The following is a 26,630-nucleotide window of genomic DNA, read 5'->3' as shown; positions in this document are numbered from 1 at the left end:
CCCTTGAAACTGTTTCGTCGATACGCGGCCGCCCTGGCCCTCAACCTGTTGCTCGTCACAGTCGCGGTGGCCCAGCCCGGCCTGTGGGTGGCCAAGAACGAGCACGCCACGGTCTACCTCTTCGGCACCGTGCACCTGCTGCCCTCGGACACCAACTGGCAGTCGCCCGCCTTGGACAAGGCGCTGGACGAGAGCCAGCGCCTGAGCATCGAGGTGGTCGACGACGATTCGGCGTCCATGCAGGCTCTGCTGATGCAGCACGGCGTCGACCTGAGCGAATCGCTGTCCAGCAAACTCGACGAGAAGGATCGCGGCGAACTGGAGAAGGCCGCAGAAGCAGCCAAGCTGCCCGGCGGTATCGCCGTGCTGGAACGAATGCGCCCGTGGCTGGCTGCGCTCGAGCTCACCATGGCGCCACTAATGCAGGCCGGACTCGACCCGAACCAAGGCGTGGACAAACTGCTCAAGACACGCATGCAGCAGGCCGGCAAACCCATCGACGGGCTGGAAACCGCGGAAAAGCAGATCCGCATGCTGGCTGACCTGCCCGAGGCGATGCAGCTGGAATTCCTGCGCCAGTCCTTCAAGGACGTGGCCGACGGCCCGGTCAAGCTGCACGAGCTGATCGATGCCTGGCGCAACGGCGACACCGACGCGATCGCCAAGATCGAGGACGAAGACCTGCGCAAGGACAGCCCGATGCTCTACCAAACGCTGATCGTCGAGCGTAACCAGGCCTGGGCCAAGACCATCGCTGAGCGCATGCAGCAGCCGGGGGTGAGTTTTGTCGCCGTGGGTGCTGGCCACCTGGCAGGGCCTGACAGCTTGCAGGAGCAGTTGCGCAAGCTGGGTGTGAAGACCACCCGTATCCAGAACTAAAAGCAGGCCCAGACCGCCTCTCCTGTGGGAGCGCACCCTGTGCGCGACTGCCACGCCCCACCCATCCTCAATGGTCGGCTTTCGCGCCCCAACCACCCGGCTTCACCGCTCCGCCGCCTGTCGCGCACAGGGTGCGCTCCCACAGGGCTGGCGCCATCACCCCTCGCCGGCCGGTCCCCCTTTCTGGCACCATCGTCCGGTTAAGCGCGCCCTCTGCGCGCAGCCCAACGACGCAAACCCATGAATTTGCAAGCCAATTTCGAACAGATCCCGCTCAAGGAATACGCCGAGCGGGCTTACCTCGACTATTCCATGTACGTGGTGCTGGACCGCGCCCTGCCCTTCGTGGGCGACGGCCTGAAGCCGGTGCAGCGCCGCATCGTCTATGCCATGAGCGAGCTCGGCCTGGCCGCCTCCTCCAAGCCCAAGAAGTCCGCGCGCACCATCGGCGACGTGATCGGCAAGTTCCATCCGCACGGCGACACCTCGTGCTACGAGGCGATGGTGCTGATGGCCCAGCCGTTCTCGTACCGCTACCCGCTGGTCGACGGCCAGGGCAACTTCGGCTCGCCGGACGATCCGAAAAGCTTCGCTGCCATGCGCTACACCGAGTCGCGCCTGAGCCCGATCGCCGAGGCCTTGCTGGGCGAACTTGGCCAGGGCACGGTGGATTGGGTGCCCAACTTCGACGGCACGCTGGAAGAACCCAGCTGGCTGCCCTCGCGCGTGCCGCATGTGCTGCTCAACGGATCGATGGGCATCGCCGTGGGCATGGCCACCGATATTCCGCCGCACAACCTGCGCGAAGTAGTGAGCGCATGCATCCGTCTGCTGGATGATCCGGACGCCACCGTCGCCGACCTGTGCGAGCACATCCAGGGTCCGGACTATCCGACCGAAGCGGAAATCATCACGCCGCGCAACGAACTGCTGGCGATGTACCAGAACGGCGTCGGCTCGGTGCGCGCGCGCGCCGTGTACCACCTGGACGAAGGCAACATCGTCATCACCGCGCTGCCGCATCAGGTGAGCCCGTCCAAGATCCTCGAGCAGATCGCCGCGCAGATGCGCGCGAAGAAGCTGCCGATGGTCGAAGACCTGCGCGACGAATCCGATCATGAGAACCCGATCCGCCTGGTGGTGGTGCCGCGCTCCAACCGCATCGACGCCGCCGAGGTGATGCAGCACCTGTTCGCCACCACGGACATGGAGAAGAGCTTCCGCATCAACCTCAACATGATCGGTCTGGACGGCCGTCCGCAGGTGAAGGATCTCAAGCGGATCCTCAGTGAGTGGCTGCATTTCCGCACCGATACGGTGACCCGCCGCCTCAACCATCGCCTGGCCAAGGTGGAGCGTCGCCTGCACCTGTTGGAAGGTTTGCGCATCGCCTACCTCAACCTGGACGAAGTGATCCGCATCGTCCGCACCGAGGACGAGCCCAAGCCCGTGCTGATGGCGCGCTTCGGCCTCAGCGACGAACAGACTGACTACATCCTCGAGACCAAGCTGCGCCAGCTGGCGCGCCTCGAGGAAATGAAGATCAATGCCGAGCGCGATCAGCTCGAGGAAGAACGCGCACGCATCAACGTGCTGCTGAAATCGCCGGCCAAGCTCAAGGGCCTGATCAAGGAAGAATTGCGCGCCGACGCCGCCAAGTTCGGCGACGACCGCCGCTCGCCGCTGGTGCAGCGCAATGCCGCGCAGGCGCTCGATGAAAGCGCGCTGGTCGCCAGCGAACCGGTCACCGTGGTGCTCAGCGCCAAGGGCTGGATCCGCGCCGCCAAGGGCCACGACGTCGATGCGGACGGCCTCAACTATCGCGAAGGCGACAGCCTGCTCGCCACGGTCAAGGCGCGCACCACGCAGCAGGTCGCGGTGATCGACTCCACCGGCCGCAGCTATTCCATGGCAGCGCACACGCTGCCCTCGGCGCGCGGCAACGGCGAGCCGGTCACCGGCCGCTTCAGTCCGCCCTCGGGCGCCAGCTTTGACGCACTTGCCGCCGGCGACAACGACACGCGCCTGATCCTGGCCACCGACCACGGCTACGGCTTCGTGACGCGCTTCGAGGCGCTCACCGGCCGCAACAAGGCGGGCAAGCAGATCATCACGCTGGGCGATGGCGCCAAGGTGCTGGCGCCGCAGGTCAGCGCCGATCCGGCACGCGACCGCATCGTCGTCGTCACCACCGAAGGCCACTTGCTGATGTTCTCGGTGGCCGAGTTGCCGGAGCTCGACAAGGGCAAGGGCAACAAGCTGATCGACGTGCCCAAGGCCAAGCTGAGTGCAGGCGTGAAGGTCGTCGGCGTCGCCGTGGTCACTGAAGGCAAGGGCGAAGTGACGCTCTATGCCGGCCAGCGCAAGCTCACGCTGAAATGGTCGAACCTGGTCGAGTACGGCGGCAACCGCGCCACCCGCGGCGGCCTGCTGCCGCAGGGCCTGCGCCGGGTGGAGCGGATCGAGACGACGGGCTGATCCAGCCCTTCCATCCCTTCCTTCCATACCCCTGTGGGAGCGCACCCTGTGCGCGACTGGCCTGCCTCAGGCCCCCGTCGCGCACAGGGTGCGCTCCCACAGTGTTGTTTGCCGGCCCTAGACCATCCTTCCTGTTGACGGATGCCCCGCCTGCGCCGTATCCAATGTGCTCCCGCCGCAGCACAAGGATGGTCCATGCGCACGTCACGACTGCCGGCGCTCATCGCCGGCCTGTTGTTCGCAGTAACGGCTCACGCCGCGGATACCGACCACTGGCAGGTGCCGGTGGCCGTGAAGAAACTGGACAACGGCCTCACCGTTGTCGTTTCCGAAGATCACAGCTCCCCCACCGTAGGCATCAGCACGGTCTACCACGTGGGCATGCGGCTGGAGCCGCAGAACCGCACCGGCTTTGCGCATCTGTTCGAACACCTGATGTTCGAAGGCACGCCCAATGCACCCAAGGGCACGTTCGATCGGGTGATCCAGGGCGGCGGTGGCGTCTTCAACGGATCCACCCGCGCCGACTACACCAACTACATTGCCTCCGCGCCCATCTCCGCCCTGGAACCACTGCTGTGGATTGAAGCGGACCGCATGAAGACGCTGGATTTCAGCGAAAAGAATCTCGACAACCAGCGCAACGTGGTGAAGGAAGAAATCCGCGTCAACGTGAAGAACCAGCCTTATGGTTTGTTCTTCTGGACCGACCTGGACGCGCTGGCCTTCGACAAATGGGCCAACAAGCACGACGGTTACGGCTCGTTCGAGGATCTCGACCACGCCAGCATCGCCGACGTAAAGGCTTTTCACGACACCTTCTACCAGCCCGCCAATGCGGTGCTCGGCATCTCCGGCGACGTCACGCCCGAGCAGGCCTTCGCGCTGGCGCAGAAATATTTCGGCGCGATTCCGGCCCGGCCACTCCCGGCCGGCACCGACGTTTCCGAACCGCTGAACAACAAAGGTCGGCACCTCGAACAGACCGACGCGTTGGCGAAGGCGCCGGCGATTGCCGTCGGCTGGAAAGCACCCGATCGCGGCAGCAAGGACCAGATGCCGATGCTGGTGCTGGCCCAACTGCTGGTGGGCGATGACGCTTCGCGCTTCTACCAGGGCCTGGTGAAGGGACGCGAACAACTGCTGCAAATCCAGGGTGGCGTGAACTTCGCGCTGGGCAGCGGCACCGATTACGCGGGCCCCACTTTGTTCGGCCTGTTTGCCATCTACAAGCCCAACGCCCAGCCCGACCAGGTGCTGGCTGCGCTCAACGAGGAAATCGCCAAGGTCGCCCACGACGGTGTCGACGACGCCACGCTGGCGCGCGTGAAAACCAAGATGCTCTCGGACTGGTACGGCGGCATGGAGGATTTCCTCTCCCGCGCCGACACGCTGGCCAAACTGCAAACGCTGTGGGGCGATGCCAACGTGGTGAATCAAGTGCCCGGCTGGATCAACCAGGTGACGTCCGACGACGTACGCCGCGTGGCGCAGACCTATCTCACGGACGCCAATCGCAGCGTGATCATCCGCCGCCCGGTGACGGCCCATGCCAAGGATGCCGGCGCCAAGCCGGCCAAGCACTGAGGAGAGCGAAGGTCATGATCACGACGACTCTGAAAGCATCCCTGCTCGCTGCCGCCCTCGGCTTCGCCATGGCCGCGCATGCGACCGAAGCGCCCATGCCCAGGGAACTGCCGCCCTACGGTCCCGAGCGACCGCTGCCCGTTCCGCAGATCACGCAGCGCACCCTGCCCAATGGCCTCACCGTGTGGGTGATTCCGCGCAACGGCTTGCCCAAGGTGAACGTGCAGCTGGCGGTGCTGGGCGGCACGTCGTACGACGATGCGAAACATCCTGCCCAGGCCGAGCTGATGGCCGCCTTGTTCAACGAAGGTACCGACAAACTCAGTTCCAGGCAGATCGCCGAAAAGCTGCAAGCCATCGGCGGCGACTACGGTGCAAGCGCGGGACGCGATTCCATCGGCGTCAGCGCCAGCGCGCTGGCAAGTCACTCGGACGAACTGCTCGAACTGGTCGCCGACACGGCGCTGCATCCCAGCTTCCCCGCCAAGGAAGTCGCACTGGAGAAGACCAATGCGCTGCAGTCGCTGAAGGTGAACGAAGCCGACCCGGACTGGCAGTCGATGCGCGCGTTCAATCACGCGGTATACGGCGATCACCCGTATGCGCGCGACGAACTCACCGAGGCAAGCATCCAGGCCGTCACGTCCGAATCGCTGCACGCGTTGCACGATCAACGCATGCGGCCGGAGCGCGCGCTGCTGGTGGTGGTCGGCAAGGTCGATGCGGACGAGGTGCTCAAGACGGTCGAGCAGCAGTTCGGCAGCTGGAAGGCACAAGGACCCGCGCCCGCCAATGTGGCCCAGGTGCCCACCGATGTGCCCGCGCAAAAGTTGCTGGTGGCGCGTGCTGGCGCGGTGCAGACCAATATCCGCTTTGGCCAGCCCACGGTCCCCCTGCGCGATGCGGACTTCATCCCGCTCACCGTGGCCAACACCGTGCTCGGCGGCGGCTTCAGCAGCCGCATCACGCAGGACATCCGCGAGGACAAGGGTTATTCGTACAGCCCCTATTCCACGCTGGACGTGCGCCGCAACGGCGGCAACACGCTCGCCGTGGTGGATGTGCGCAACGAAGTCACCGGCGCCACGCTGGGCGAACTGTCCAGGCTCTACCAAGGCATGGGCACCGAGCCGGCCAGCCCGGAAGAACTGATGCGCGCCAAGCGCCTCATCGCGGGCATCTACCTGCTGCGCAACCAGATCCAGTCGGCCCTGGCCAATACGCTGGCGCGCTATTGGGTGAGCGGCATGCCGCCCTCATTCATGACCACGTACGTCACCGACACCGGCAAGGTCACCGCCGAGCAGGTGCAGGCGATGGGGCGCAAGTACTTTGCGCCGGAGAAACAGAGCATCATCCTGGTCGGCGACCCCAAGGCGATCGATCCGCAGTTGAAGGCGATCGGCAGCTTTACGCCGTACAAGCCCTGAGCAACCCCGCGTGGCGGCGGGAACTCCCGTCGCCACGCGTCGTCCAAAGGGGGACGTGTCCACACCGGCGACGGTGGCGCGTTATAGGCCTCACGTCCCCGGAGTTTTTCCATGAAGATCGTCCGCACCACCGTTTTCGCCGCCGCCAGCCTGCTGGCGGCAACGGCCTGGGCACAGAGCGCCGACCAGTCGCTGAACCTGAAGCTGCCGGCCAACCTTCCCGCCGCCAGCGCCAGCGCGGCACCGCCGCCACCGCCGGCCACCACGGTGGCCAACAGCACGGGCCAGGCGACCAAGTCCAACGGCAACGCCACCGCGCAGGCCGCCAACCAGAACGGCAGCTACACCAAGGATCCGCCGGGGACCTATTACGGCGACACCAGCGGCGCGATGGGCGACACCCAGGCGGCCGTCGGCGTTGCGCCGGCCGTGACCTGCGACGACGCCACCTACAACCAGCCGCAGGTGCATGGCTCGGTCACCACGGGCGTGGTTGCCGGCAACCACTTCAGCGGCAACTACACCGGCGGCGGCGTCACGCTCAGCCAGGCCTTCGGCAGCTGCGAACACCCGACCGGCGGCATGAGCATCTCCGTGGGCGGCACCCAGGGCCACTTCGGCCGCTGAGCGCCGGCAGGCCCTGCCTGGACTCGCATCCGGCCCCGCCTGGGGCCGCCGGGGTCGAAAGTTCTTGGAAAGGGTCGGTGGTCAGACTGACCCCATGATTTACTGTCATCTTTCCGCGTGGCGCATGCCCCGGACTTCCCCGATTGGCTGCTGCGGAGCTCCCCAGTGATTCAAGACGTCGAGTTCCGCTATGAAGGCGGTCGCAGCGGTGTGCTGCTCATTCATGGCCTGACCGGCACCCCGACCGAGATGCGCCTGCTCGGCAAGGGCCTCAATCGCGCCGGTTACACGGTGTATGGCATGCAGCTGGCCGGTCATTGCGGCGACGTCGACGACCTGCTGAAGACCGGCTGGCGCGACTGGTACGCCAGCGTGGAAGCTGCCGCCGACAAGTTCCGCCACGAGGTGGATCACCTGTTCGTGGCCGGCCTGTCGATGGGCGCCGTGCTGGCGCTCAAGCTGGCCGCCGAGCGTCCGGAATGGGTCAAGGGCGTGGGCGTCTACGGCGCCACCTTCCGCTATGACGGCTGGGCCATTCCGTGGATCGGCAAGTTCTCCTTCCTGCTGCCCCTGCTGCACCGCCTGGGCATCGGCAAACACCGCATGGTGCACGAGGGTGAACCGTACGGCATCCGCGACGAGCGCCTGCGCGCGCAGATCAGCAGCGCCATGCTGAGCGGCGACAGTGCCGCCGCCGGCCTGCCCGGCAACCCGTGGCCGTCGCTGGGCGAGATGTACAACATGGCTGCGGTGGTAAAGCGCGACCTGCCCAAGGTGGCGGCGCCCTGCCTGATCGCCCACGCCACCGAAGACGACATCGCCAGCATCGAGAACGCCTATCTCGTGCAGCGCGGCGTGTCCGGCCCGGTGGAGACGCTGTGGCTCAAGGACAGCTACCACATGATCACGGTGGACCGGGAACGTCGCCTGCTGACCGACCGCTCGGCGGAGTTCTTCCGCCAGATCGCCGCCACCTACGAACCCGTCGCGCGCGCTGCGGCCTGAGGACTCGCCATGAGTCCCCTGGTTGTCGCGTTGTGGCTGCTCAACGTCACGCTCGATACCGTCGGCCAGCTGTCCTTCAAGGCAGCGGCCGGCGATCCGCGAGCCGGTGATGGCGTTGCGCGTTGGAAGTACATGGCGGCGCGTCCGTGGATCTGGATCGGCGTGCTCTCCTACGTGGCCGAATTCCTGGTCTGGATCGCCTTCCTGTCGCTGGTCGATTTGTCCGAAGGCGTGCTGCTGGGTTCGATCAACATCGTGGTGGTGATGATCGCCGGCCGGATCCTGTTCAAAGAAAAGCTGACGCCGCTACGCGTGACCGGCATGCTGCTGGTGACCGCGGGCGTAGCCATTGTCGGCATGGCCGGAGGCTGAGAAATGTCGATGAAGCTAGCCCGTTTCTACGCCATCGGCTTCACCATCCTGGTGTTGTTCGACACGCTGGTGCAGCTGAGTTTCAAATACGCCGGCGACCATGCGTTTCCGCCCGAGGCGAACTGGGCGTGGATCTTGCGTGTGTTTGGCCATCCGTGGATCTATGTCGCGGTGATCGGCTACGTCGGCAACTTCTTCACCTGGATGACCCTGCTCAAGCACGCGCCGATCGGCCCTGCGTTCGCCGTCACGCACCTGGAAGTGGTGAGCGTGATGCTGTTCTCCGTGTGGCTGTTCCATGAGCCGCTGACCGCCTCTCGCATCATCGGCGCCGTCGCCATCGTGGCCGGCATCATCTGCCTGGCGTTCGCGGAAAGTGGCGCGCATCCGGAAGGCGATGCGCCGACCGAAGCGAAGGGCGCGCTCGGCGTCGTGGCCGGCGACTGACCAGACATCCCCCATGTCCCGCGAGCTACCGCCCACCGCCGGCCTGCCGCTACAGCTGAGCGATCTGTGGCCGGGCCGTGCGCCGTTCGCGGACCAGGTCGCTGCGTGGCTGGGCGTCGAACAGCTGCAGCTCGAATGCTCGGGCACGGCGGCCATGGTGGTGGCGCTCAAGGCCATGCATGGCCTGCGTCCGCAGCGCGACGAAGTGATCGTCCCCGCGTGGACGTGTCCGCTGGTGGCGCTGGCCATTCATCGTGCAGGCCTCAAGCTGCGCCTGTGCGACCTCGCGCCGAATCACTTCGATATGGATGTCGCCCAGCTTTGCGCATTGGGCAGCGCCAAGACGCTGGCCATCGTGCCGACGCATCTGGCCGGTCGCGTAGCCGACGTCAATGCGGTGCTCGACGTAGCCCATCGCGTGGGCGCCTACGTACTGGAAGACGCCGCGCAGGCGCTGGGCGCAAAGCAGAACGGCCTCAGCGTCGGCCTGCTGGGCGATGCCGGCTTCTTCAGCCTCGCCGTCGGCAAGGGACTCACCCTGTTCGAAGGCGGCCTGCTGTTGACGCGCGATCCTGTCTTGCGCGCGGCGTTTGCTGCCAGCCACCAGGCCAATATTCACGCCGACACAAAAATGGACTGGCAGCGTGCGCTCGAACTGATCGGCTACGCGTTGGCCTATCGCCCGTCGCTGTTGGCTTGGGCGTATGGACGTCCATTGCGAAAAGCATTGGCGGCCAACGACCCGGTGGCAGCGGTCGGCGACGATTTTGGCCCCGATATTCCGATGCACACCGTGAGCGACTGGCGGCAGTCGGTGGGTGCGCGTGCGCTGCCCCGACTTCCGGCCTTTCTCGATGCCACGCGCATACAGGCCTTGCGTCGGGTGGAACGTCTGCGGCGCATACCCGGCATTACCGTGTTCGACGATGCGCAGGGCCAGCAAGGCGTGTGGCCCTTCCTGCTGCTCACCTTGCCCGACCAGGCCAGGCGCGATGCGGCGCTGAAGACGCTGTGGACGGCCGGCCTCGGCGTCAGCCGGCTTTTTATCCACGCCCTGCCCGACTACGGCTACCTGCGCGACATCGTCGCCGATGCCGAGCTGCCCAATGCGCGTGCCTTTGCCGCGCGCTCGCTCACCATCACCAACAGCCCCTGGCTGGATGACGCGACGTTTGAAGCCATTTGCGTCGAGCTGGAACGCGCGACGGCCTGAACACCACGTTCAACGCGTCGGTCGTTCATGACTTTCCAATCGCTGTCCCGTGGACAGAAACAACAGCGCACCCACACCAAGGCTCAGGCACGGACCAACCACCGACATGCCCATGCCGGAAGGAATGCTCACCCCCATCATCACCGCCGCATTGGACGCGGCGTGCATCAACACGCACAACAAAATGCTGCGCGTGCGGGTGTATAGCCAGCCAAACAGCAGCGCATTGCCCATCACACCCACCAGGAACAGCGCGAAGCCCGCGTGGTATTGCGCCACGCCCGGCAGGAAGAACAGCGGCAGATGCCAAACCGCCCAGATCGGCCCGATCAGCAGGGCCGCACGAGCGGCACCGATGGTCCGTGCCCACTCCTCCTGCGTGATGCCCCGCCAGCCCAGCTCCTCCAGGCCGCCGCCGATGATGGTCAGCAGCAGGTAGAGCGGAAACTGATACCACGATCGAATGCTGACGAGCGACGCCAGCGCGGGCTTCAAGGCCACGGCGACGCCGATCGCGAACAAGCCCAGCGCGACCGGTAAACCCAGCGCCACCAGATACCACACGGGCCGCACCCGCCAACGCAAAACCCGCTGATTGAACTCGCGCAGCGGCGATTCATGGCGCGTGCACCACACGGCGACATAGGCGGCAATGGTCGGGCCCAAGCCGCCCAGCACATACAAGGTCATGAAGGGCCATGTGCCATAGCTGGTGGCCTGCGCCTGCGCCAGCGCGACCAGTGCGCCCCAGGCCAACCAGGTGATGGCGAAGGTGACGCCAAGAAAGATCAACGCGCGACGACTGGCGGGAAAGTGCTCGGTCATACGATGGCATCGCCTCGAACGTTGCCGGAACGAGCCGGCTCTCGATACGCCTGCGGCATCCTTGCCCGTTCAACGCCGTGCCGGCGTGAATGCGGCGCCGATCTTCAATCCAATGCTTTACACGCTGCTTTCGGCGATGGCTACCAACAGTCGCGCATTGAACGCCCGCTGCTGCGCCTGCCAGGCATCCAGCTCGGCCTGCGGCACCGGCTCCTGGCCATCCATGCCGCTCAACAAGCGCTTCCACCACGTGCGGTACTGATAAGCCGAGACTTCGCCGTTGATGTCGCTGGCCACGATGCGTCCACGCAGCGCTTCGATGATCGCCATGGCGTGCGATTCTTCCAGCAGGCCCTGGTCCCAGTTGGTGCGCGCCGTATCGACGCTGAACGCATCCTTGTCGATGGACAGATACGTGGGCTGCGGTGCCTGCTTCAATTGCTGCACGAACGCGCAGGTCAGCGCGTCGGGATCATCGAAGCGATGGAAGGCATCGCTGAGCCCAAGCTTCGCCGCCCAGTCCACGTTCACGTCCATGCACCAATAACTGAGCTTGCCGGCCTGCAGCGGACGCAAATAGTTTTCCCAGGCGTGCCTGGCGCCGATGTCGCCGGAGGTAATCCCCACCACGTGCACGTGCGTGACGAACGGCAGCATGGCCACCCGACGCACCCACGATCCGCAATGGATGCCCCAGGGGAAACGCATATTGTCCGGATGGTTGTCGAACACCACCAGCTGGAACGGACCGCGGGCGCGCTGACGCTGCACCAGCGGCCAGGTGAGATGGTGATAGTCGCCCGAGCCCATCAGCACGGTGCCGTAGTTTTCCGGCAGACGCGTGTCGAGATAGTCGCGCAGCCGGTGAAACGTGCGCAGCGTGCAGCCAAAGCGGATCGCTTCCTGCCAGTCGGTGAGCGCCAGCGTAGTCGCGCCCGGGATCTGCCCGACCGAACTGTCGAAATCCAGGATCAGTGGTTCACGCCGGTTCATGCGCTGCCCATTGGCTATCGCTCTCGAAGAATTTGCCTAAGCGGCGCGCGGCCAGCCGCAGCAGCGGATTGCGCAGATAGATCGCGTGCCGCGTCAGGGTGAATTGTGCACCCAGATAGGCCTTGATCTGCGGATCGGTCCAGCCTGCCACATAGTGGGTGAGATGGTGTTCGCGAGCGTAAGCGAGATTGTGGAACCAGCTGGTGAAATACAGGTTCTGCTCCCGCGCCTGCGGATAGGCAAAACCCACGTACTTGTCGATCAGCTTGCCCTCCACCACAAAGCACAGATTCCAGCCGATCATCTCGTCCTGGTGGCGATAGACAAACACCACGCCGCCATTGGTGGCATCGCGCAACACGGCGGCGAAAAACTCGCGGCTGAGCTTGTCGAAATGGACTTCACTCTGCGCGTAGACGTTTTCGTAAAGCGCGTAATAGGCGTCAATCAGCGTGTCATCGATGAACGCCGCATCCCCGCATGGCAGCGAAGTCACCGCCACATCATCGCGCTTGCGCAGTTTGCGGCGGATGTCTTTGCGTCGACTCGACGACAGGCGGGCGAGGTAATCGTCCTCGCCCTGGAAATCGATGGTCACATAAGCCAGCGCCTGCCCTTCCAGCAGGATGAAACCGGCGGCGTCGCAGGCATCGGCGAAACGCTTGCACCAGTCGCCCGTGGCGGCGTCGAACAAGGGCGAGGCCTGCGGTATGTCCTTCACGATCATCAGGCGCTGGCGCCGACCCAGCTGGTCGCGCAAGGCCTTAGCCAGTGCATCGGGCTGGGCATCGCGCGGAAACAGCGCATATTCGGACACCGTGGTTCCCACGAAGGCCGTGCGCCAGCGCAGCAGACGCCCCCACCAGCGATAGCCGGGCGCGCCGGTCACCTTGGCGCGGGCCTCGTCATCGGCGGTGGTGAGCAGGTCGAACGGCGCTACGAAGGCCGGCGTGTCCGCGACCTGCATCACACTGAAATCGATGGGGGGATGTTCGGCGAACCGGGCGACCAGTGCGTCCGGCTCGAGCTGATTGAGGTACCGCACGCGACAGTCCCACGAGTCACAAGGCCATAGGATACGACTCCCGCCCCGCCCTGCCCACGATTTCCCGCTTAAAAGGCTGGTGAAAGGCAACCCGGCGGAGCATGAGGACAGCCGTTCCATGCGGTGGCGTTCTGGACTTTGTCCTGGCGGTTCGTCAGGCTTGTGAAACGGCATCCGGCGGATGCCGTGTGACCCGGCGCCATGGACCCCAGGAAAGCACACATGAGCAACGTTCAGCAGGAAACCTTCGACATCATCGCCAAGCAGGCCAAGATCGAGCTCGACACGATCAAGCCGGAGTCCACCCTGAAGGACCTGGGTATCGCCTCACTGGATGCCATCGAAGTGATCTTTGATATCGAAGAACACTTCAACATCAACCTGCCCAACGAAGACACCGACTTCGACGGCGGCACCGTCGGACAGCTAGTGGAAGCCATCGAGCGCCAGCTCGCCCAGAAGACCAGCGAATAATTCATGCGCCGCATCGTGATAACCGGCATGGGCGCGATCTGCGCGCTCGGCCACGACGCACCTTCCGTGTGGAAGGCGATGACTGAGGGTCGGTCCGGCATCGGCCCGATCCACCACATCGAAGTGGGCCAGCTGCGCAATGGCGGCATCGCGGCCGAAGTGGCGAATTACGACCCCGCCAACTTTTTTGACGAAGGCCGTCGCGCGCTGCTCGATACGTTCAGCGAATACGCGTTGATCGCAGCCAACGAAGCGATCCGCCAGTCGGGCATAAGCTTCGAGGGCGAAGTCGGCTCGCGCGCGGCCGTCGTCATCGGCACCGGTGCCGGTGGCGAGACCACCCGCGACGATCTCTATGAACGCCTGTATGGCGAACACCAGGGCCGCTTCCACCCGCTAAGCATCGTACGCATGATGATGAACGCGCCCGCCAGCCAGGTGAGCATGGTGCACGGCATCACCGGCCCGGCATTCGTGGTGGCGAGCGCGTGTGCATCTTCCAACCATGCGTTTGCGCAGGCGGCGATGATGATCCGATCCGGCATCGTCGATGCGGCCGTGGTCGGTGGCACCGAGGCCTGCATCACGCTCGGCACACTGCGCGCCTGGGAAGCCATGCGCGTGCTCGCCCCCGATACCTGCCGCCCCTTCAGCAAGGGCCGCCGCGGCCTGGTGCTGGGCGAAGGTGCGGCGATGTATGTGATCGAGACGCTGGAGTCGGCGCAGAAACGCGGCGCGGAAATCATCTGCGAGCTGGCCGGCACCGGCATGAGTTCGGACGCCGGCGATATCGCCGCACCATCGGACATCGGCGCCGCCGCCGCAATGAGCATGGCGCTGCGCGATGGCGGCCTGGCGCCCGAAGACGTCGACTACGTCAACGCCCATGGCACCGGCACGGTGGCCAACGACAGCACCGAGACGCGCGCCATCCATCGCGTGTTCGGCGCGCATGCGCGCGAAATGCTGGTGTCATCCACCAAGTCCATGCATGGCCATGCGCTGGGCGCGGGCGGTGCACTGGAATTGATCGCCGCCATCGGCGCGATCCACGATGGCATCGTGGCGCCCACCATCAATTACCTCGAACCTGATCCCGCCTGCGATCTGGACTATGTGCCGAATGTGGCGCGCGAGCGCAAGGTGAATGCGGCGATCAGCAATTCGTTTGCGTTTGGGGGGTTGAATGCGGTGGTGGCGGTGAGGCGGATGGGGTGAGGGTGGGTTGTTGTGCCGCTTACTGACGCGCGGCGCGAAAGGAATCGTCATCCCGGCGTGGGCCGGAGGCGCTTTTCAACCGTCGCATGGCTGACCATTCAGATCCTTGGCTTCTGATTGTCACCTTGCGGCCAGGGTGCCGCCTACGACGCAAAGCTAGTCCCTGTGGGACGCGGCGGGCGTTTCGAACGGCTGCCGCCGCTCGAGTCACTTTTCTCTTGCTGGCCCAAGAGATCCCACGGGACTAGCTTCGCGTCGAAAGTAACCCAAAGAGAATGGCCTAAAACGCCCGCAGCATCGTGTTGGGATAAGCCCGAGCGGTTGAGGTGCGTCTGATGGGACAACCTCCGAGGGTACACAGCGGGTAGTTCAAAGCGCTGCGCAACGCGCCCGAATCGCTGAGGACTTAAAGCAGGGCCTCGCTTTGCATCGCCTTCGGCATCTCTCTTTCCGTCCGCCGCGCCCGCTTGTCTGTGGGAGCGCACCCTGTGCGCGACAGCCACGCTGCGGTGTACCGCTCCGTAGGTTTGTCGCGCACAGGGTGCGCTCCCACAGACGAGCCGACCGGCAAGATTGATCCGCCATCCACGGACCTGCGCCCTCCTTGTAGGAGCGCACTTGTGCGCGACCGCAGAGCTGCGGTGTACCGCTCCGTCGGCTGGTCGCGCACAAGTGCGCCCCTACAAAAGACCCGCACAACGAAAGCGGGCGTTGGCGCTACCCGATGCGCACGATCACCACCCCAATCAAAACCGCGAGTACGACCACGACTGCATGCGGCCATCCTTGTACGGCATCACCCCATGAAACGGCCGAGGATCCTCGTCAAACACCAGCGGCAGGAAATGGCGATCCCCCTCCCACATCGGCAGTTCCATCAGCCGGTCCACCGCCACCCACTCCAGCGTGCCCTCGGGATTAGAAGTCAGCGGCGTCCCGCTGAATCCATCGATGATGAAGATAAAGCCCAGCCAATCCTCACCCTGCTTGCCAAAGCCCGGCCAATTGAGCGTGCCGCGCAGCGACATCGACTCACAGGTGATGCCGGCCTCTTCGAGGATTTCGCGGTGCATGCAGGCAGCAATGTCTTCGCCCGGCTCCATCTTGCCGCCCAGGCCGTTGTACTTGCCCAGGTGCATGTCGTCCGGGCGCGAATTGCGGTGAATCATCAGGACTTGCCGACGATCCGGCGACAACACATAGCCGAGGGTCGCCACGATGGGGGTGTAAGGCATCGGTACGCTGCAGTGCTGGGGAGGAAAGCGGCCAGTATAGTCACGCACCCGTTGCCGCTGCTCGATTCGTGCGGGCAGTCGCCCACCCGTCAGGCAATCGCTGCGACAAAATTTCTGCCGATGCATCTGCATGGGCTTGCGCCGGCCCGGCCCGGGCGGCGACCATCAGGACATGTCCACCGCTCCAGGCTGTCCGTCATCCCGTCTGCGCCCCTCACTGTGCTGGCTGCTGCTGGCACTGGCGCTGGTGGCCGGCTGCGATCGCCAGGCGCAGGCCGTGGCCAGCAGGGAGACGGTGTTCGACAACCAGAACTTCCGCGTAGTCAGTATCGACCTGAAACGCGAATCGCTGAGCCTGCACTGGAAGGACCCGGAAAGCGGCGAGCCGTTCGGCACCATCAACGCGCTGCGCCAATGGGGCATGACGCACAGCCGCCGCATGCTGTTTGCCGCCAACGCCGGCATCTACGACCGCCAGTTTGCGCCACTGGGCCTGTATGTGGAGAACGGCAAGACCGCCGTGCCGTTGAACCTCGCGCACGGCAACCCGGCATCGGGCAATTTCTCGTTGCTGCCCAATGGCGTGTTCGCCATCTATGCCGACGGCCACGCTGCCGTGCAGACCAGCGCGGCGTTCAAGGCGGCCGGCAAGCCCGCGCAATGGGCCAGCCAGTCCGGCCCCATGCTGGTGATCGACGGCAAGCTCAACGAGCAGTTCATCGACGACTCCAACAGCCTCAAGTGGCGTAGCGGCGTGTGCGCAAAAACGCCGCACCACGTGGTGTTTGCGGTGAGCGAGGCGCCGGTGAATTTCCATACCTTCGCGCGGCTGTTCAAGGAAGAACTCGGCTGCCGCGATGCGCTTTACCTGGACGGCACCATTTCGCAGTTCTACGTGGAAGGTGAAGGCTATGCCGGCGCGCCCACGTTCATGGTGAAGCCGTATGCCGGCATTTTCGCGGTGTTCTCGTCAACCACGCCCTGACCGCGCACGCTGGCGGTTTTCTTCCAACGCATCGAGTCACTCGCGCCATGAATCAACCCCGCCGTTTCCGCTGGCTCCGTTACCTGCTTGGCACCTTGTTGGTGCTGGCACTGGGCGTCTTCATCGCCGCCTGGTTCCTGCTGGCCGGCAGCCGCGCGCAACTCGACGGGGAGGTGCAGATCAACGGCTTGGGCGACGCCGTGGCCATCACGCGCGATGCGCTCGGCACCACTACGCTGCAAGGCAAGAGTCGTGACGACGTCACCTATGCCATGGGTTATGTGCACGGACAGGAGCGGTTTTTCGCGATGGATCTGATGCGTCGCCTGCCCGCAGGCGAGCTGTCGGAACTGGTGGGCGCCAAGGCGCTCGATACCGACCTCAATCATCGTCGCCATCGCCTGCGCAGCGTGGCGCAGGCCGCCTATGCCGCGTTGCCGCCCGAGCAGAAGCGCACGCTGGATCTGTATGCCGCCGGCGTGAACGCCGGCCTCGCGCACCTGCACGTCAAGCCGTGGGAATACCTGCTGCTCAACGCGAAGCCGCAGGCTTGGCGCCCAGAGGACAGCTTTCTGGTGATTGCCGCGATGTATCTGGATCTCAATGGCGACGGCCGCAACGATCGCGAATTGCACATGGCCGAGCTGCGCGATGCCTTGCCCGCGCCAGTAGCCGATTTCCTGCTGTCGCCCGATCCGGATTGGGAAGCACCATTGCAGGGTGACCTCTCGCATCCGCCGGTGATTCCCGGCGCGGACGTGTTCGACCTGCGCAAGGCCGCACCGTCCACCACCGGCGACAAGACGGCTCTGACCGCCGCCTTGCTCCCCGCGCTGGATGCCGCGCGACCGGGCAGCAACAACTTCGCCGTCGCAGGCAGCCTCACCGAATCGGGCGCCGCCATCGTGGCAAACGACATGCATCTGACGCTGCGCGTGCCCAATATCTGGTACCGCGTGCGCCTGCGCTATCCCGATGCCACGGCGCCGGGCGGCCAGCGCGATGCCAACGGCGTGTCGCTGCCGGGTACGCCCGCGCTGGTGGTCGGCTCGAACGGCCAGGTGGCCTGGGGTTTCACCAACAGCTACGGCGACTGGGCGGACTGGGTGCGCGTGCAGCGCGATCCCAACGACGCCACGCGCTACAAGGTGCCCGAAGGCTGGGCCGCGCTCGAAACCCACGACGAAGTCATCCATATCAAGGACGCGCCCGACCAGACGCTGAAAGTGGAAGCGACGCGCTGGGGTCCGGTCATGGGCAAGGACATCGACGGCACGCCGCTGGCGCTGGCCTGGATCGGCGATCGTCCGCGCGGCTACAACCTGGGCGTGATGCAGCTGGAGCACATCGACAGTGCGCATGCCGCGCTCGATCTCGCCCCCGGCATGGGCATGCCGCCGCAGAACCTGCTGGTGGGCGACAGCGCCGGCCATATCGGCTGGACCGTCACCGGCACCTGCATTCCGCTGCGCAAGGGCTACGATGCGCAACTCCCTGCCGACTGGTCGAACGCCGATACGGGCTGGCTGGGCTGCGCCGAGGCCTCGCAGTATCCGCGCGTTGAAGATCCCGCCGATGGCCGCCTGTGGACCGCCAACAACCGCACCGTCGACGGCGCCGAACTCGAACTGCTTGGCAACGGCGGCCACGACCTGGGCGCGCGTGCGCAGCAGATCCGCGACGACCTGCGTGCGCGCAACAGCTTCACCCCGGGCAATATGCTCGATGTGCAACTGGACAACCGCGCCGTGTTGCTCACGCGCTGGCAGCGTCTGCTGCAGGACACGCTGGCGGGCACGCATGACCCCGGGCTGGAACAGCTGCGCCAGCTCACGGCCAGCTGGGCGGGCCGCGCCGCGACGGACAGCGTCGACTATCGCCTGGTGCGCGCGTTCCGCGACAAGGTGAAGGAAAAAGTGCTGGCGCCGTTCGTCGCCCAGGTGAAGGCCAGGCACGAGGACTTCGCCTGGCCCGGTCTGGTCGACACCGAGGCAGCCGTGTGGACCCTGCTGCGCGACCGTCCCGCCAACCTGCTCGATCCGGCCTACGACAACTGGAACGCCCTGCTCAACGCCGCTGCGCACGACGTGGTCGACGAGCTTGGTAAGCAGCCCGGCGGCCTGGCGGCGCGCACCTGGGGCGAATACAACCGAACGGCCATCCGCCATCCGCTGTCGCGCGCCCTGCCCGGCTTCCTCGGCCGCTACCTGGACATGCCCGACGAGCCTGTGGCTGGCGATCACAATATGCCGCGGGTCGTCTCGCCCGGCTTTGGCGCCTCCGAGCGTCTCGATGCCATGCCCGGCCATGAAGCGCAGAGCATCCTCCACATGCCCGGCGGCCAGAGCGACAACCCGCTGTCGCCGTATCACGGTGCAGGCGAGGAGGATTGGGTCAACGGTCGGCCGACACCGTTGCTGCCGGGGCCTGACCAGCACACGCTGACACTGGTGCCCACCAAGTCTTAAACGCGAAAAAGTCGCCTCAGGGCGGCTTTTTCAATGCGCCATGCTGGAAGCCAGGGTCAACGCAAGAGGCGTTCGCAGATCGCCTCGTAGAGCGACGGCAGCTTCTCCAGATCAGCCACCGACACGCATTCGTCCACCTTGTGAATGGTGGCGTTCACCGGCCCCAGCTCCACTACTTCGGCGCCCAGCGGCGCAATGAAGCGGCCATCGGAGGTACCGCCGCCCGTGCTCTCCTCCGGTGCGATGCCACACAACTCACGGCATACCGAAATCACCGCATCGCGCACCGCGCCGCCCGGCGGCGTGAGAAACGGTTCGCCCGACAGCGACCATTCGATCTGCCAATCCACGCCGTGCTTGTCGAGGATGGCTTCGGTGCGCGTGCGCAGATCCGCGGCGCGACTGGCTGTGCTGTAGCGGAAGTTGATCAAGGCCGTGAGCGTGCCGGGGATCACGTTGTTGGCGCCCGTACCCGCATTGAGGTTGGATACCTGGAACGAAGTAGGCGGGAAGTCCCGGTTGCCTTCGTCCCAACGCTCCGCCGCCAGTGCTGCCAGTGCGGGAGCAAACGCATGGATGGGATTGCGCGCCTTCTCCGGGTAAGCCACATGCCCCTGGATGCCACGCACGACCAGCGTGCCGGAAAGCGAACCGCGGCGCCCCACGCGTATCAGGTCGCCGAGCTGCTGTTTCGACGACGGCTCACCCACCACGCACCAGTCGACGCGCTCGCCCGTGGCACGAAAATGCTCGGCCACGCGACGCACGCCGTCGAGATTGGTCGGCCCTTCCTCGTCGCTGGTCAACAGCAAACCAACTCGACCGCTGTGAGCGGGATGCGAGGCCACGAAGGCTTCCAGCGCCACCACCATCGCCGCCACCGAACCTTTCATATCCGCCGCGCCACGGCCGTATAGAAGGCCATCGCGTATCGCCGGCTCAAACGGATCGCTCGCCCATCCCTCGACCGGTCCGGTAGGCACCACATCGGTGTGGCCCAGGAACATCAGCAGCGGACCGCCCTTGCCATGCGTAGCCCACAGATTGTCGACTTCGCCAAAGCGCAGGTGCTGCACCTGGAAGCCTGCAGCCTCCAGGCGTTCGCCGATCACTGCCTGGCAGCCGGCATCGTGCGGCGTCACCGAAGGGCGGCGGATGAGATCAACGGCTAAATCGAGAACCTTGGACATGCTTTGCCTCAAATCATGCAAACCGTGAACTACTGTGCCACTTAGCCCGCCAACACCGTTCCCAAGGCATGACCTACCACATAGGTGATGCCGGCGGCCGCCAACGTGATACCAAACTGCCTGGCAATGGAAAACACCATGCTCCGCCCGGTGAACAGCGCCGTGCCCATGCCGATCAGCACCAGCCCCACGATGGTCGAGGCGATGCTGGCGACGAAGGCCGTATGGTCTTTCAGAAACAGGTAGGGTGCCACCGGAAACAGCGCACCCAGGGCGAACAGGCAGAACGAGGAAATGGCTGCGCCGTATGCCGAGCCACCGAGTTCGTCCGGATCGATGCCGAGGTCTTCGCGCACCAGGGTATCGAGCGCATTGCGCGGACGTTCGGCGATCTGTTCGGCCAGTTCGTCCGCCGTTTTCGCGTCCATGCCCTTCTGGCGATAGAGGCTGGCGAGGCTGCGCTTGCCGTCTTCCGGCGATACGGCGAGACGCTCGGCGCGCGCCGCGATCTGCGCCTGATAGAACTCGCGCGAACTGTTGACCGACAGCCATTCGCCCAGCGCCATCGAACATGCACCGGCCACCAGCCCGGCGAAACCGGCGAGCAGGATCGCGTGGTTGCCGGCGGCTGCGCCCGCCATGCCCATCACCAGACTGCCGTTGGAAACGAGTCCATCGTTCGCGCCCAGCACGGCCGCGCGCAAAGTGTTTCCGCTTTGCGTGCGATGACGGCCGCTGCGCATCGACGGCGTGTGTGGCTCAAGGAAATGGTCGCGGTGTCCTTCGCGGTCGACCGGAGTCGGCAGATGATCGGCGTGTTCGAGCCGTACCACCGTGGGCATCACAAACTCAGTGCCGAAGCGTCGCGCAAACCAGGTCAGCACCTTGACGCGAACGCCGAGCCGCACCGGCGGCACTTCGACGCCCATGTGTTTGAGCTGTTCTTCCCAGAACGTTGCGTTGGCTCGTTCGCCGTCGGCAATCCGTCGATAGGCCCGCCGCAGACGCTGGTCGGAGGCTAGCTCGGACAGATGCTCATACAGCGCCGCATTGTCACGCTCGATCCGAAGATTGCTACGGTAGTGCCGTGCGCGACGGGCTGTCATGCCGCCTCCATGTGACTCATTCGTCGAGCTCGCCATCGCGCTGCCCCAGATAGACCAGCGCCAGCAGCAACACCGCCACGAAGCGGAACGCGCTCTCCAGTCCATTCCACTGCGTGGACATCCACATGCCGAACCATTCGCCGCCCACGGCGATGAAGCCGCCCAGCCACAACATGATGCCGATGGTGAGGCCGAGCACACTCATACGCTTGGCGCGATGGAATACCACAGCCGGCGCCGCGCGCGTACGCCACAGCCGCCACACGCCCAGCCAGCACAGCGCGGCGGCCAGCGTTTCCGTGGCGATGATCAGGCCGTAGGCAAGGTGCTGCAACAGCGGCGAGGTGATGGCGCGGTAATGGATGCCCGCGCCTGGGAAGATCGTGTCCATCGCCAGCACATGCCGTACGAACGGCCAATTGCTGCCGTAATCGGTGAGGTTGCCGAACGCCACCAGGCTGAGCCAGAGCGCGATGGCGGCGAGCAGCAGGATCCGTGACAGGCGCACCACCATGGCGATCGCGACCTCAGCGCCCGAACAGTTTCTTGAAGCCGTTGTCGGTGAACCCCACGCTGACCGAACCGTCTTCCTGCAGCACCACCGGACGGCGCACAAGCGCGGGATATTCCTTGAGCAGCAGCGTCCACTCCGGATCGCTGCTGGGATTCTTGCGCTGCGGCAGCAGCGTGCGCCAGGTGGTAGACGCCTTGTTCACCAGTTTCTCCCAGCCGCCGAGCTGCTGCGCCCAGCTTTTGAGCGTGGCCGCCGGCACCGGATGGGCGCGGTAATCGACGAAGGTGTATGCCACCTCGAAGCGATCGAGCCAGTTGCGCGCCTTGCGGCAGGTATCGCAGGTGCTAAGGCCATACAGGGTCACGCTCATTCGGCGCTCCGCAGCAGCTCGTTGATGCCGGTCTTGCTGCGCGTCTTCTCGTCCACCTGCTTGACGATGATGGCGGCGTACAAGCTGTGCGAACCATCCTTCGCCGGCAGGCTGCCTGCCACCACCACGCTGCCGGCCGGCACGCGGCCGTAGCTCACTTCACCGGTGGCGCGGTTGTAGATGCGCGTGGACTGGCCGAGGAACACGCCCATGCCGATCACGCTGCCCTTCTCCACGATCACGCCTTCGACCACTTCCGAACGCGCGCCAATGAAGCAGTTGTCTTCGATGATGGTCGGATTGGCCTGCAGTGGTTCCAGCACGCCACCGATGCCTACGCCGCCGGATAGATGCACGCCGGCGCCAATCTGCGCGCACGAACCGACCGTGGCCCAGGTGTCGACCATGCTGCCGGCGCCGACATAGGCGCCGATATTCACGTAGCTCGGCATCAGTACCGCGTCCTTCGCCACGTGGGCGCCACGACGCACCAACGCGCCAGGCACCACGCGCGCGCCCAGCCCTTCCAATTCCTGATCGTTGCCATGCGCAAAGCGCAGCGGCACCTTGTCGAAGGCCATGGCCGGGCCACCATCGACCACTCGATTGCCGTTGATGCGGAAATACAGCAGCACGCCTTTCTTGATCCACTGATTGACCGTCCAGCCGCCATGGCCATCGGGCTCGGCGACGCGGCGCTCGCCCGCTTCCAGCAGGTCGATGACCTGCTCCACGGCGGGACGCAGATGGGTGTCGATCTCGGCCTGGGTCAGTTCGTTGCGGCGTTCGAAGGCGTCGTTGATCAGGGTTTCAATGGGTTGCATGGCAGTCACGGCAAAGGGGTCGGGAGTGAGCGGCAACGCAAGGTGCCGCAAGGGACAAGCGATTCTGACAAGAAAAGGCGTGCGCCGCGAGTCGATGCCACGTCGCCGCCTCAGGCGCGTTTTTCCTTGGCGGGCCCGAGCCGTTCGAGCAAGGCATGCAGCAATCGATCCTGCAACTCGATGCTCAAGGGCGCGTCGTGACGGTCGGTGATAAGGAAAAAATCCTCCACGCGCTCGCCGAAGGTGGCAATGCGCGCGTCGTGCACGCGCACACCGGCATCCATCATGCCCTGCGCCACCGCCGCGAGCAGGCCGGGGCGATCGCTGCACACCAGGGCCAGGCGTGTGCGGCCGTTGACGGTGCTGAAGGCAATCTTCGGCGCCGCCTGGAAATGCTTCAGGTGCCGCGACATGCTGCGGCGCGACGGCTGGTGCACATGACCCGGCTGCGACAAGGCGCGATGCAGGCGCTGCTTGAGCTCGTCGGCACGCTCCGGCGTGGCCGGCTGCTGCGTGTCCGCTTCGAGCAACAGGAAGGTATCCAGCGCCATGCCGGTGGGCGAGCTGAGAATGCGCGCCTCCATCACGGATAGATGCAGGCGATCGAGCATGGCCGTGACGGCGGCAAACAAGCCATCGCGATCGGGTACGTAAACGAACAACTCGGTGGTGCCACGCACGGATTTCGGATGCACCTCGACCAGCGGCGTTGCGCCCTTGGCGCGCAGGATCGCCGAGGTCTGCCAGGCAATCTGTTCGGGTCGGTGGCGCAGGAAGCTCGATTCCGGGAAGCCGCGCCATACACGCTGGCAGGCGTCCGCCGTAAAGCCTTCCTGTTCCAGCAGCGCCAGGGCCTGCTCGCTGCAGGCGCGCACACGCGCGGCGGCATCGGACGGCAGCTCGTCTTCGCTGCGCAGCGCGTAGCGCGTAGATGTATAGAGATCCGCCAGCAGACGATCCTTCCAGCCATTCCACAACTTGGGGCTGGTGCCAATGATGTCGGCGATGGTCAGCAGGTAGAGATAGTCCAGCCGCTCGGGCGTGTCCACCGTCTCGGCAAAACGATGCACGACGTCGGGATCGGTAATGTCCTGTCGCTGCGCCGTGGTGCTCATCAACAGATGCCAGCGCACCAGCCATGCGATGAGCTGCGTATCGTCCTCCGGCAAACCCAGTCGTCGACCGAAGGCCAGCGCTTCCTCTTCGCCAAGCACCGAATGATCGCCACCGCGCCCCTTGGCAATGTCGTGGAACAGCCCCGCCAGCAGCATCAGTTCCGGCTTGGGCAAACCTGGCCAGATCTTGCAGGCGATGGGGAAATCGTTCACCGCATCCGCGTCGGCAAACCGCGCCATATTGCGCAGCACGCGCAGCGTGTGTTCGTCGACGGTGTAGACGTGGAACAGGTCGTACTGCATGCGCCCAAAGACTTTGCCAAAGGCCGGAAGAATCGCCGCCAGCAGACCATGGCGATTCATCCGCCACATCGCCTCGACCGCCGGCGCCCCCAGGCGCAGCAGGCGCAGGAACGCTGCCAGCACCTCCGGATCGTCGGCGAGCTCGCGATCCAGCGCGGCCGATGCCTGATGCATGCGACGCATGGTGTCGGCGGTGAAGCCGGTGATGCCCGGCTCGCCCAATCGCGCGATGAATGCATCGACCAGCGCTGCCGGCCGACGCATGAACAGGTCCGGATCGCGCACGGCAAGTCGCTTGCCGTAGCGCACGAAATCCTCGCCTACCGCTTGCGGCGGCGCGAGCGGTTCCAGCATTTCCTCGAAGCGCTCGGCAATCTGCACGCCCAGACGCTCCACCTGACTGGCGGCGCGATAGTAGCCCTGCATGAACTGTTCAACGCCGAGGTTCTTCTCGTGCTCGTCCTGGAAACCCAGCCGCGCCGCCAAGGCACGCTGATAGTCGAACAGCAGGCGTTCCTCGGCACGACCCGCTTCCAGATGCAGCGCGTAGCGATAGCGACGCAGCGTGGCCTCGGATTGTTCCAGCGTGTCCTTTTCAGCGGGATCGAGCAGGCCTTCTTCAACCATGTCGTCGAAGTCGTCCGCATGCGCGAGACGACGCCCAAGCCAGCGCAACGCATCGAGCGTGCGCAAGCCACCGGGGCCATCCTTCAGATTGGGTTCCAGGTTGTACGCCGTGTCGTTGTAGCGCGCGTGGCGTGCATCGCGCTCGGCCAGGCGCACCGCGAGATACTCGGCCGGCGGCCACAAGGCAGGATCGTTGACGATCGCCTTGAGCCCTTCCTCCATCGAGGGATCACCGACCAGCCGGCGCGCATCGAGCAGGCTGGTGAACACGCTGGCGTCTTGCTGGGCAAGTACGCGGCATTGCGGCAGATCGCGCACCGCGTGACCTACTTTCAGGCCGATGTCCCACAGGGTAGCGAAGCACTGCTCCAGCGCGCGCAGTCGTGCCGGTTCGGACGGCCCGACCAGCGCCAGCAGATCGACGTCCGAATGCGGAAACAGCAAGCCGCGGCCAAACCCGCCAACCGCAAACAACGCAGCATCGCTCACGTCGCCGAGGCAGGCCGACCACACATGCACCACGATCCGCTGCACCGACTCCCCGCGCCGCTGGGCCAGCGCCGCCGCATCCGCACCATCGCGAAACGCCGTCGCCAGCGCGCGATCCACATCACCCAGCAGCTGCCGCAGCGCCCGCCGCGCATCCGCCGACACACCCGAACGCGGCACCGCCGCAGGCAGGCGTGGCAAAGGAGGCAACACGATCGGAGCGACAGGCATGGAAAGGGACGCATGTGGCGATGCAGCAAGTCTGCCACGCATGGGGCTTTGGCGCAGGGCAAATTGAGGTCAAGACCAGAAAATATCGGCAAAAGCCCAAGCCTGATAAACGGCTTCGATTGCAACGCCGCCACGAGCCCCCCTCACCCCAGAGCTCTCCCCAAAAGGGAGAGGGAGAAAAAAACTGTGGGAGCGCACCCTGTGCGCGACAAGCCTACGGAGCGGCACACCGCAGCGTGACGGTCGCGCACAGGGTGCGCTCCCACAGACAACCGCCAGGCCCGGTACCCAGTTCGCAATGTGCGGGGCTAAAGCCGATGCGCAGCGAGGCCCCGCCTTAAGTCCTCAGCGATTCGGGCGCGTTGCGCAGCGCTTTGCAGTACCCGCTGTGTACCCTCGGAGGTTGTCCCACAACGACGCGCCTCAAACGTTCGGGCTTATCCCAACACGATGCTGCGGGCGTTATCAGGCCATTTTCTTTGGGTTACTTTCGACGCGAAGCTAGTCCCGTGGGATCTTTTGGGCCAGCAAAAGAAAAGTGACTCGGTCGGCGGCAGCCGATCGAAACGCCCGCCGCGTA

23 protein-coding genes are annotated in these 26,630 nt (G+C 65.1%); 13 read left to right on the top strand and 10 right to left on the bottom strand.

From position 1 onward, the window contains the following. The first annotated feature begins 3 nt into the window (after positions 1-3). The 9 genes from AB4Y82_RS17800 (at position 4) to AB4Y82_RS17760 (ending at position 10,038) form a co-directional block, all read left to right on the top strand. Positions 4-879, top strand: coding sequence for a TraB/GumN family protein (locus tag AB4Y82_RS17800; RefSeq protein ID WP_441605080.1), 876 nt, complete (start codon positions 4-6; stop codon positions 877-879). A 240-nt stretch (positions 880-1,119) separates the two neighbouring features. After that, positions 1,120-3,357 carry a DNA topoisomerase IV subunit A gene (gene parC, locus AB4Y82_RS17795; protein ID WP_441605079.1) on the top strand — a complete coding sequence of 746 codons (2,238 nt, stop codon included), beginning with the start codon at positions 1,120-1,122 and terminating at the stop codon, positions 3,355-3,357. A 195-nt stretch (positions 3,358-3,552) separates the two neighbouring features. Beyond that, positions 3,553-4,944 (top strand): M16 family metallopeptidase, encoded by a 1,392-nt coding sequence (locus AB4Y82_RS17790; RefSeq protein WP_441605078.1) that lies wholly within the window; start codon positions 3,553-3,555, stop codon positions 4,942-4,944. A gap of 14 nt (positions 4,945-4,958) precedes the next feature. After that, positions 4,959-6,374, top strand: coding sequence for a M16 family metallopeptidase (locus AB4Y82_RS17785; RefSeq protein ID WP_441605077.1), 1,416 nt, complete (start codon positions 4,959-4,961; stop codon positions 6,372-6,374). Between the two features lie 111 nt (positions 6,375-6,485). Then, complete coding sequence (locus tag AB4Y82_RS17780) at positions 6,486-7,001, top strand: hypothetical protein (protein ID WP_441605076.1); 516 nt, start codon at positions 6,486-6,488, stop codon at positions 6,999-7,001. 165 nt (positions 7,002-7,166) lie between these two features. Next, positions 7,167-8,006 carry an alpha/beta hydrolase gene (locus AB4Y82_RS17775; protein WP_441605075.1) on the top strand — a complete coding sequence of 280 codons (840 nt, stop codon included), beginning with the start codon at positions 7,167-7,169 and terminating at the stop codon, positions 8,004-8,006. A gap of 9 nt (positions 8,007-8,015) precedes the next feature. Next, positions 8,016-8,378, top strand: coding sequence for an EamA family transporter (locus AB4Y82_RS17770; RefSeq protein ID WP_441605074.1), 363 nt, complete (start codon positions 8,016-8,018; stop codon positions 8,376-8,378). A gap of 3 nt (positions 8,379-8,381) precedes the next feature. Next, entirely contained in the window at positions 8,382-8,825 is a 444-nt protein-coding gene (locus AB4Y82_RS17765) for a DMT family transporter (RefSeq protein ID WP_441605073.1), read from the top strand. Between the two features lie 13 nt (positions 8,826-8,838). Next, positions 8,839-10,038 (top strand): DegT/DnrJ/EryC1/StrS family aminotransferase, encoded by a 1,200-nt coding sequence (locus tag AB4Y82_RS17760; RefSeq protein WP_441605072.1) that lies wholly within the window; start codon positions 8,839-8,841, stop codon positions 10,036-10,038. Between the two features lie 9 nt (positions 10,039-10,047). Here the strand turns inward: AB4Y82_RS17760 and AB4Y82_RS17755 are convergent, their stop codons facing one another. The 3 genes from AB4Y82_RS17755 to AB4Y82_RS17745 form a co-directional block, all read right to left on the bottom strand. Beyond that, positions 10,048-10,863: a CPBP family intramembrane glutamic endopeptidase gene (locus AB4Y82_RS17755; RefSeq protein WP_441605071.1), complete on the bottom strand. Its 816-nt coding sequence runs from the start codon at positions 10,861-10,863 to the stop codon at positions 10,048-10,050. Positions 10,864-10,980: 117 nt separating this feature from the next. Continuing rightward, positions 10,981-11,856: an arginase family protein gene (locus tag AB4Y82_RS17750; RefSeq protein ID WP_441605070.1), complete on the bottom strand. Its 876-nt coding sequence runs from the start codon at positions 11,854-11,856 to the stop codon at positions 10,981-10,983. Further along, on the bottom strand, positions 11,843-12,901 hold the full coding sequence (locus tag AB4Y82_RS17745) for a GNAT family N-acetyltransferase (RefSeq protein WP_441605069.1): 1,059 nt from the start codon (positions 12,899-12,901) through the stop codon (positions 11,843-11,845). The genes AB4Y82_RS17750 and AB4Y82_RS17745 overlap by 14 nt, the downstream gene beginning before the upstream one ends. Before the next feature lie 222 nt (positions 12,902-13,123). Here AB4Y82_RS17745 and AB4Y82_RS17740 point away from each other — a divergent pair, with 222 nt between their 5' ends. Beyond that, on the top strand, positions 13,124-13,375 hold the full coding sequence (locus tag AB4Y82_RS17740; protein WP_046971921.1) for an acyl carrier protein: 252 nt from the start codon (positions 13,124-13,126) through the stop codon (positions 13,373-13,375). Positions 13,376-13,378: 3 nt separating this feature from the next. After that, on the top strand, positions 13,379-14,593 hold the full coding sequence (locus AB4Y82_RS17735; protein ID WP_441605068.1) for a beta-ketoacyl-[acyl-carrier-protein] synthase family protein: 1,215 nt from the start codon (positions 13,379-13,381) through the stop codon (positions 14,591-14,593). 746 nt (positions 14,594-15,339) lie between these two features. On the opposite strand, the gene AB4Y82_RS17730 is transcribed toward AB4Y82_RS17735, so the two are convergent. Beyond that, entirely contained in the window at positions 15,340-15,828 is a 489-nt protein-coding gene (locus AB4Y82_RS17730) for an NUDIX hydrolase (RefSeq protein WP_441605067.1), read from the bottom strand. Positions 15,829-16,000: 172 nt separating this feature from the next. Here AB4Y82_RS17730 and AB4Y82_RS17725 point away from each other — a divergent pair, with 172 nt between their 5' ends. Together AB4Y82_RS17725 and AB4Y82_RS17720 are read left to right on the top strand one after the other, a co-directional pair. After that, positions 16,001-16,813, top strand: coding sequence for a phosphodiester glycosidase family protein (locus AB4Y82_RS17725; protein WP_441605066.1), 813 nt, complete (start codon positions 16,001-16,003; stop codon positions 16,811-16,813). Positions 16,814-16,860: 47 nt separating this feature from the next. Next, a complete protein-coding gene (locus AB4Y82_RS17720) occupies positions 16,861-19,281 on the top strand; it encodes a penicillin acylase family protein (RefSeq protein ID WP_441605065.1) in 2,421 nt (806 codons plus the stop codon). A gap of 56 nt (positions 19,282-19,337) precedes the next feature. Here AB4Y82_RS17720 and dapE read toward each other — a convergent pair whose 3' ends face one another. Genes dapE through glnD form a run of 6 tightly spaced genes read right to left on the bottom strand, consistent with a single transcriptional unit; the run spans position 19,338 to position 26,050 of the window. After that, positions 19,338-20,471, bottom strand: coding sequence for a succinyl-diaminopimelate desuccinylase (gene dapE, locus AB4Y82_RS17715; protein ID WP_441605064.1), 1,134 nt, complete (start codon positions 20,469-20,471; stop codon positions 19,338-19,340). Positions 20,472-20,512: 41 nt separating this feature from the next. Next, the gene (locus AB4Y82_RS17710) at positions 20,513-21,577 is read right to left on the bottom strand and encodes a VIT1/CCC1 transporter family protein (protein ID WP_441605063.1); all 1,065 of its coding nucleotides are present in this window, start codon (positions 21,575-21,577) and stop codon (positions 20,513-20,515) included. Between the two features lie 16 nt (positions 21,578-21,593). Next, positions 21,594-22,091: a DUF2165 family protein gene (locus AB4Y82_RS17705; protein WP_441605062.1), complete on the bottom strand. Its 498-nt coding sequence runs from the start codon at positions 22,089-22,091 to the stop codon at positions 21,594-21,596. 13 nt (positions 22,092-22,104) lie between these two features. After that, positions 22,105-22,461 carry a Spx/MgsR family RNA polymerase-binding regulatory protein gene (locus AB4Y82_RS17700; protein WP_441605061.1) on the bottom strand — a complete coding sequence of 119 codons (357 nt, stop codon included), beginning with the start codon at positions 22,459-22,461 and terminating at the stop codon, positions 22,105-22,107. After that, positions 22,458-23,450 carry a 2,3,4,5-tetrahydropyridine-2,6-dicarboxylate N-succinyltransferase gene (dapD, locus tag AB4Y82_RS17695; RefSeq protein ID WP_441605127.1) on the bottom strand — a complete coding sequence of 331 codons (993 nt, stop codon included), beginning with the start codon at positions 23,448-23,450 and terminating at the stop codon, positions 22,458-22,460. The genes AB4Y82_RS17700 and dapD overlap by 4 nt, the downstream gene beginning before the upstream one ends. Continuing rightward, positions 23,396-26,050 (bottom strand): [protein-PII] uridylyltransferase, encoded by a 2,655-nt coding sequence (gene glnD / locus AB4Y82_RS17690; RefSeq protein WP_441605060.1) that lies wholly within the window; start codon positions 26,048-26,050, stop codon positions 23,396-23,398. The genes dapD and glnD overlap by 55 nt, the downstream gene beginning before the upstream one ends. Positions 26,051-26,630: the final 580 nt, after the last annotated feature.

The organism is Dyella sp. 2YAF14, from assembly GCF_052114725.1.
Taxonomy (GTDB): domain Bacteria; phylum Pseudomonadota; class Gammaproteobacteria; order Xanthomonadales; family Rhodanobacteraceae; genus Dyella.
This window is presented reverse-complemented; position numbering and strand designations above follow the sequence as displayed.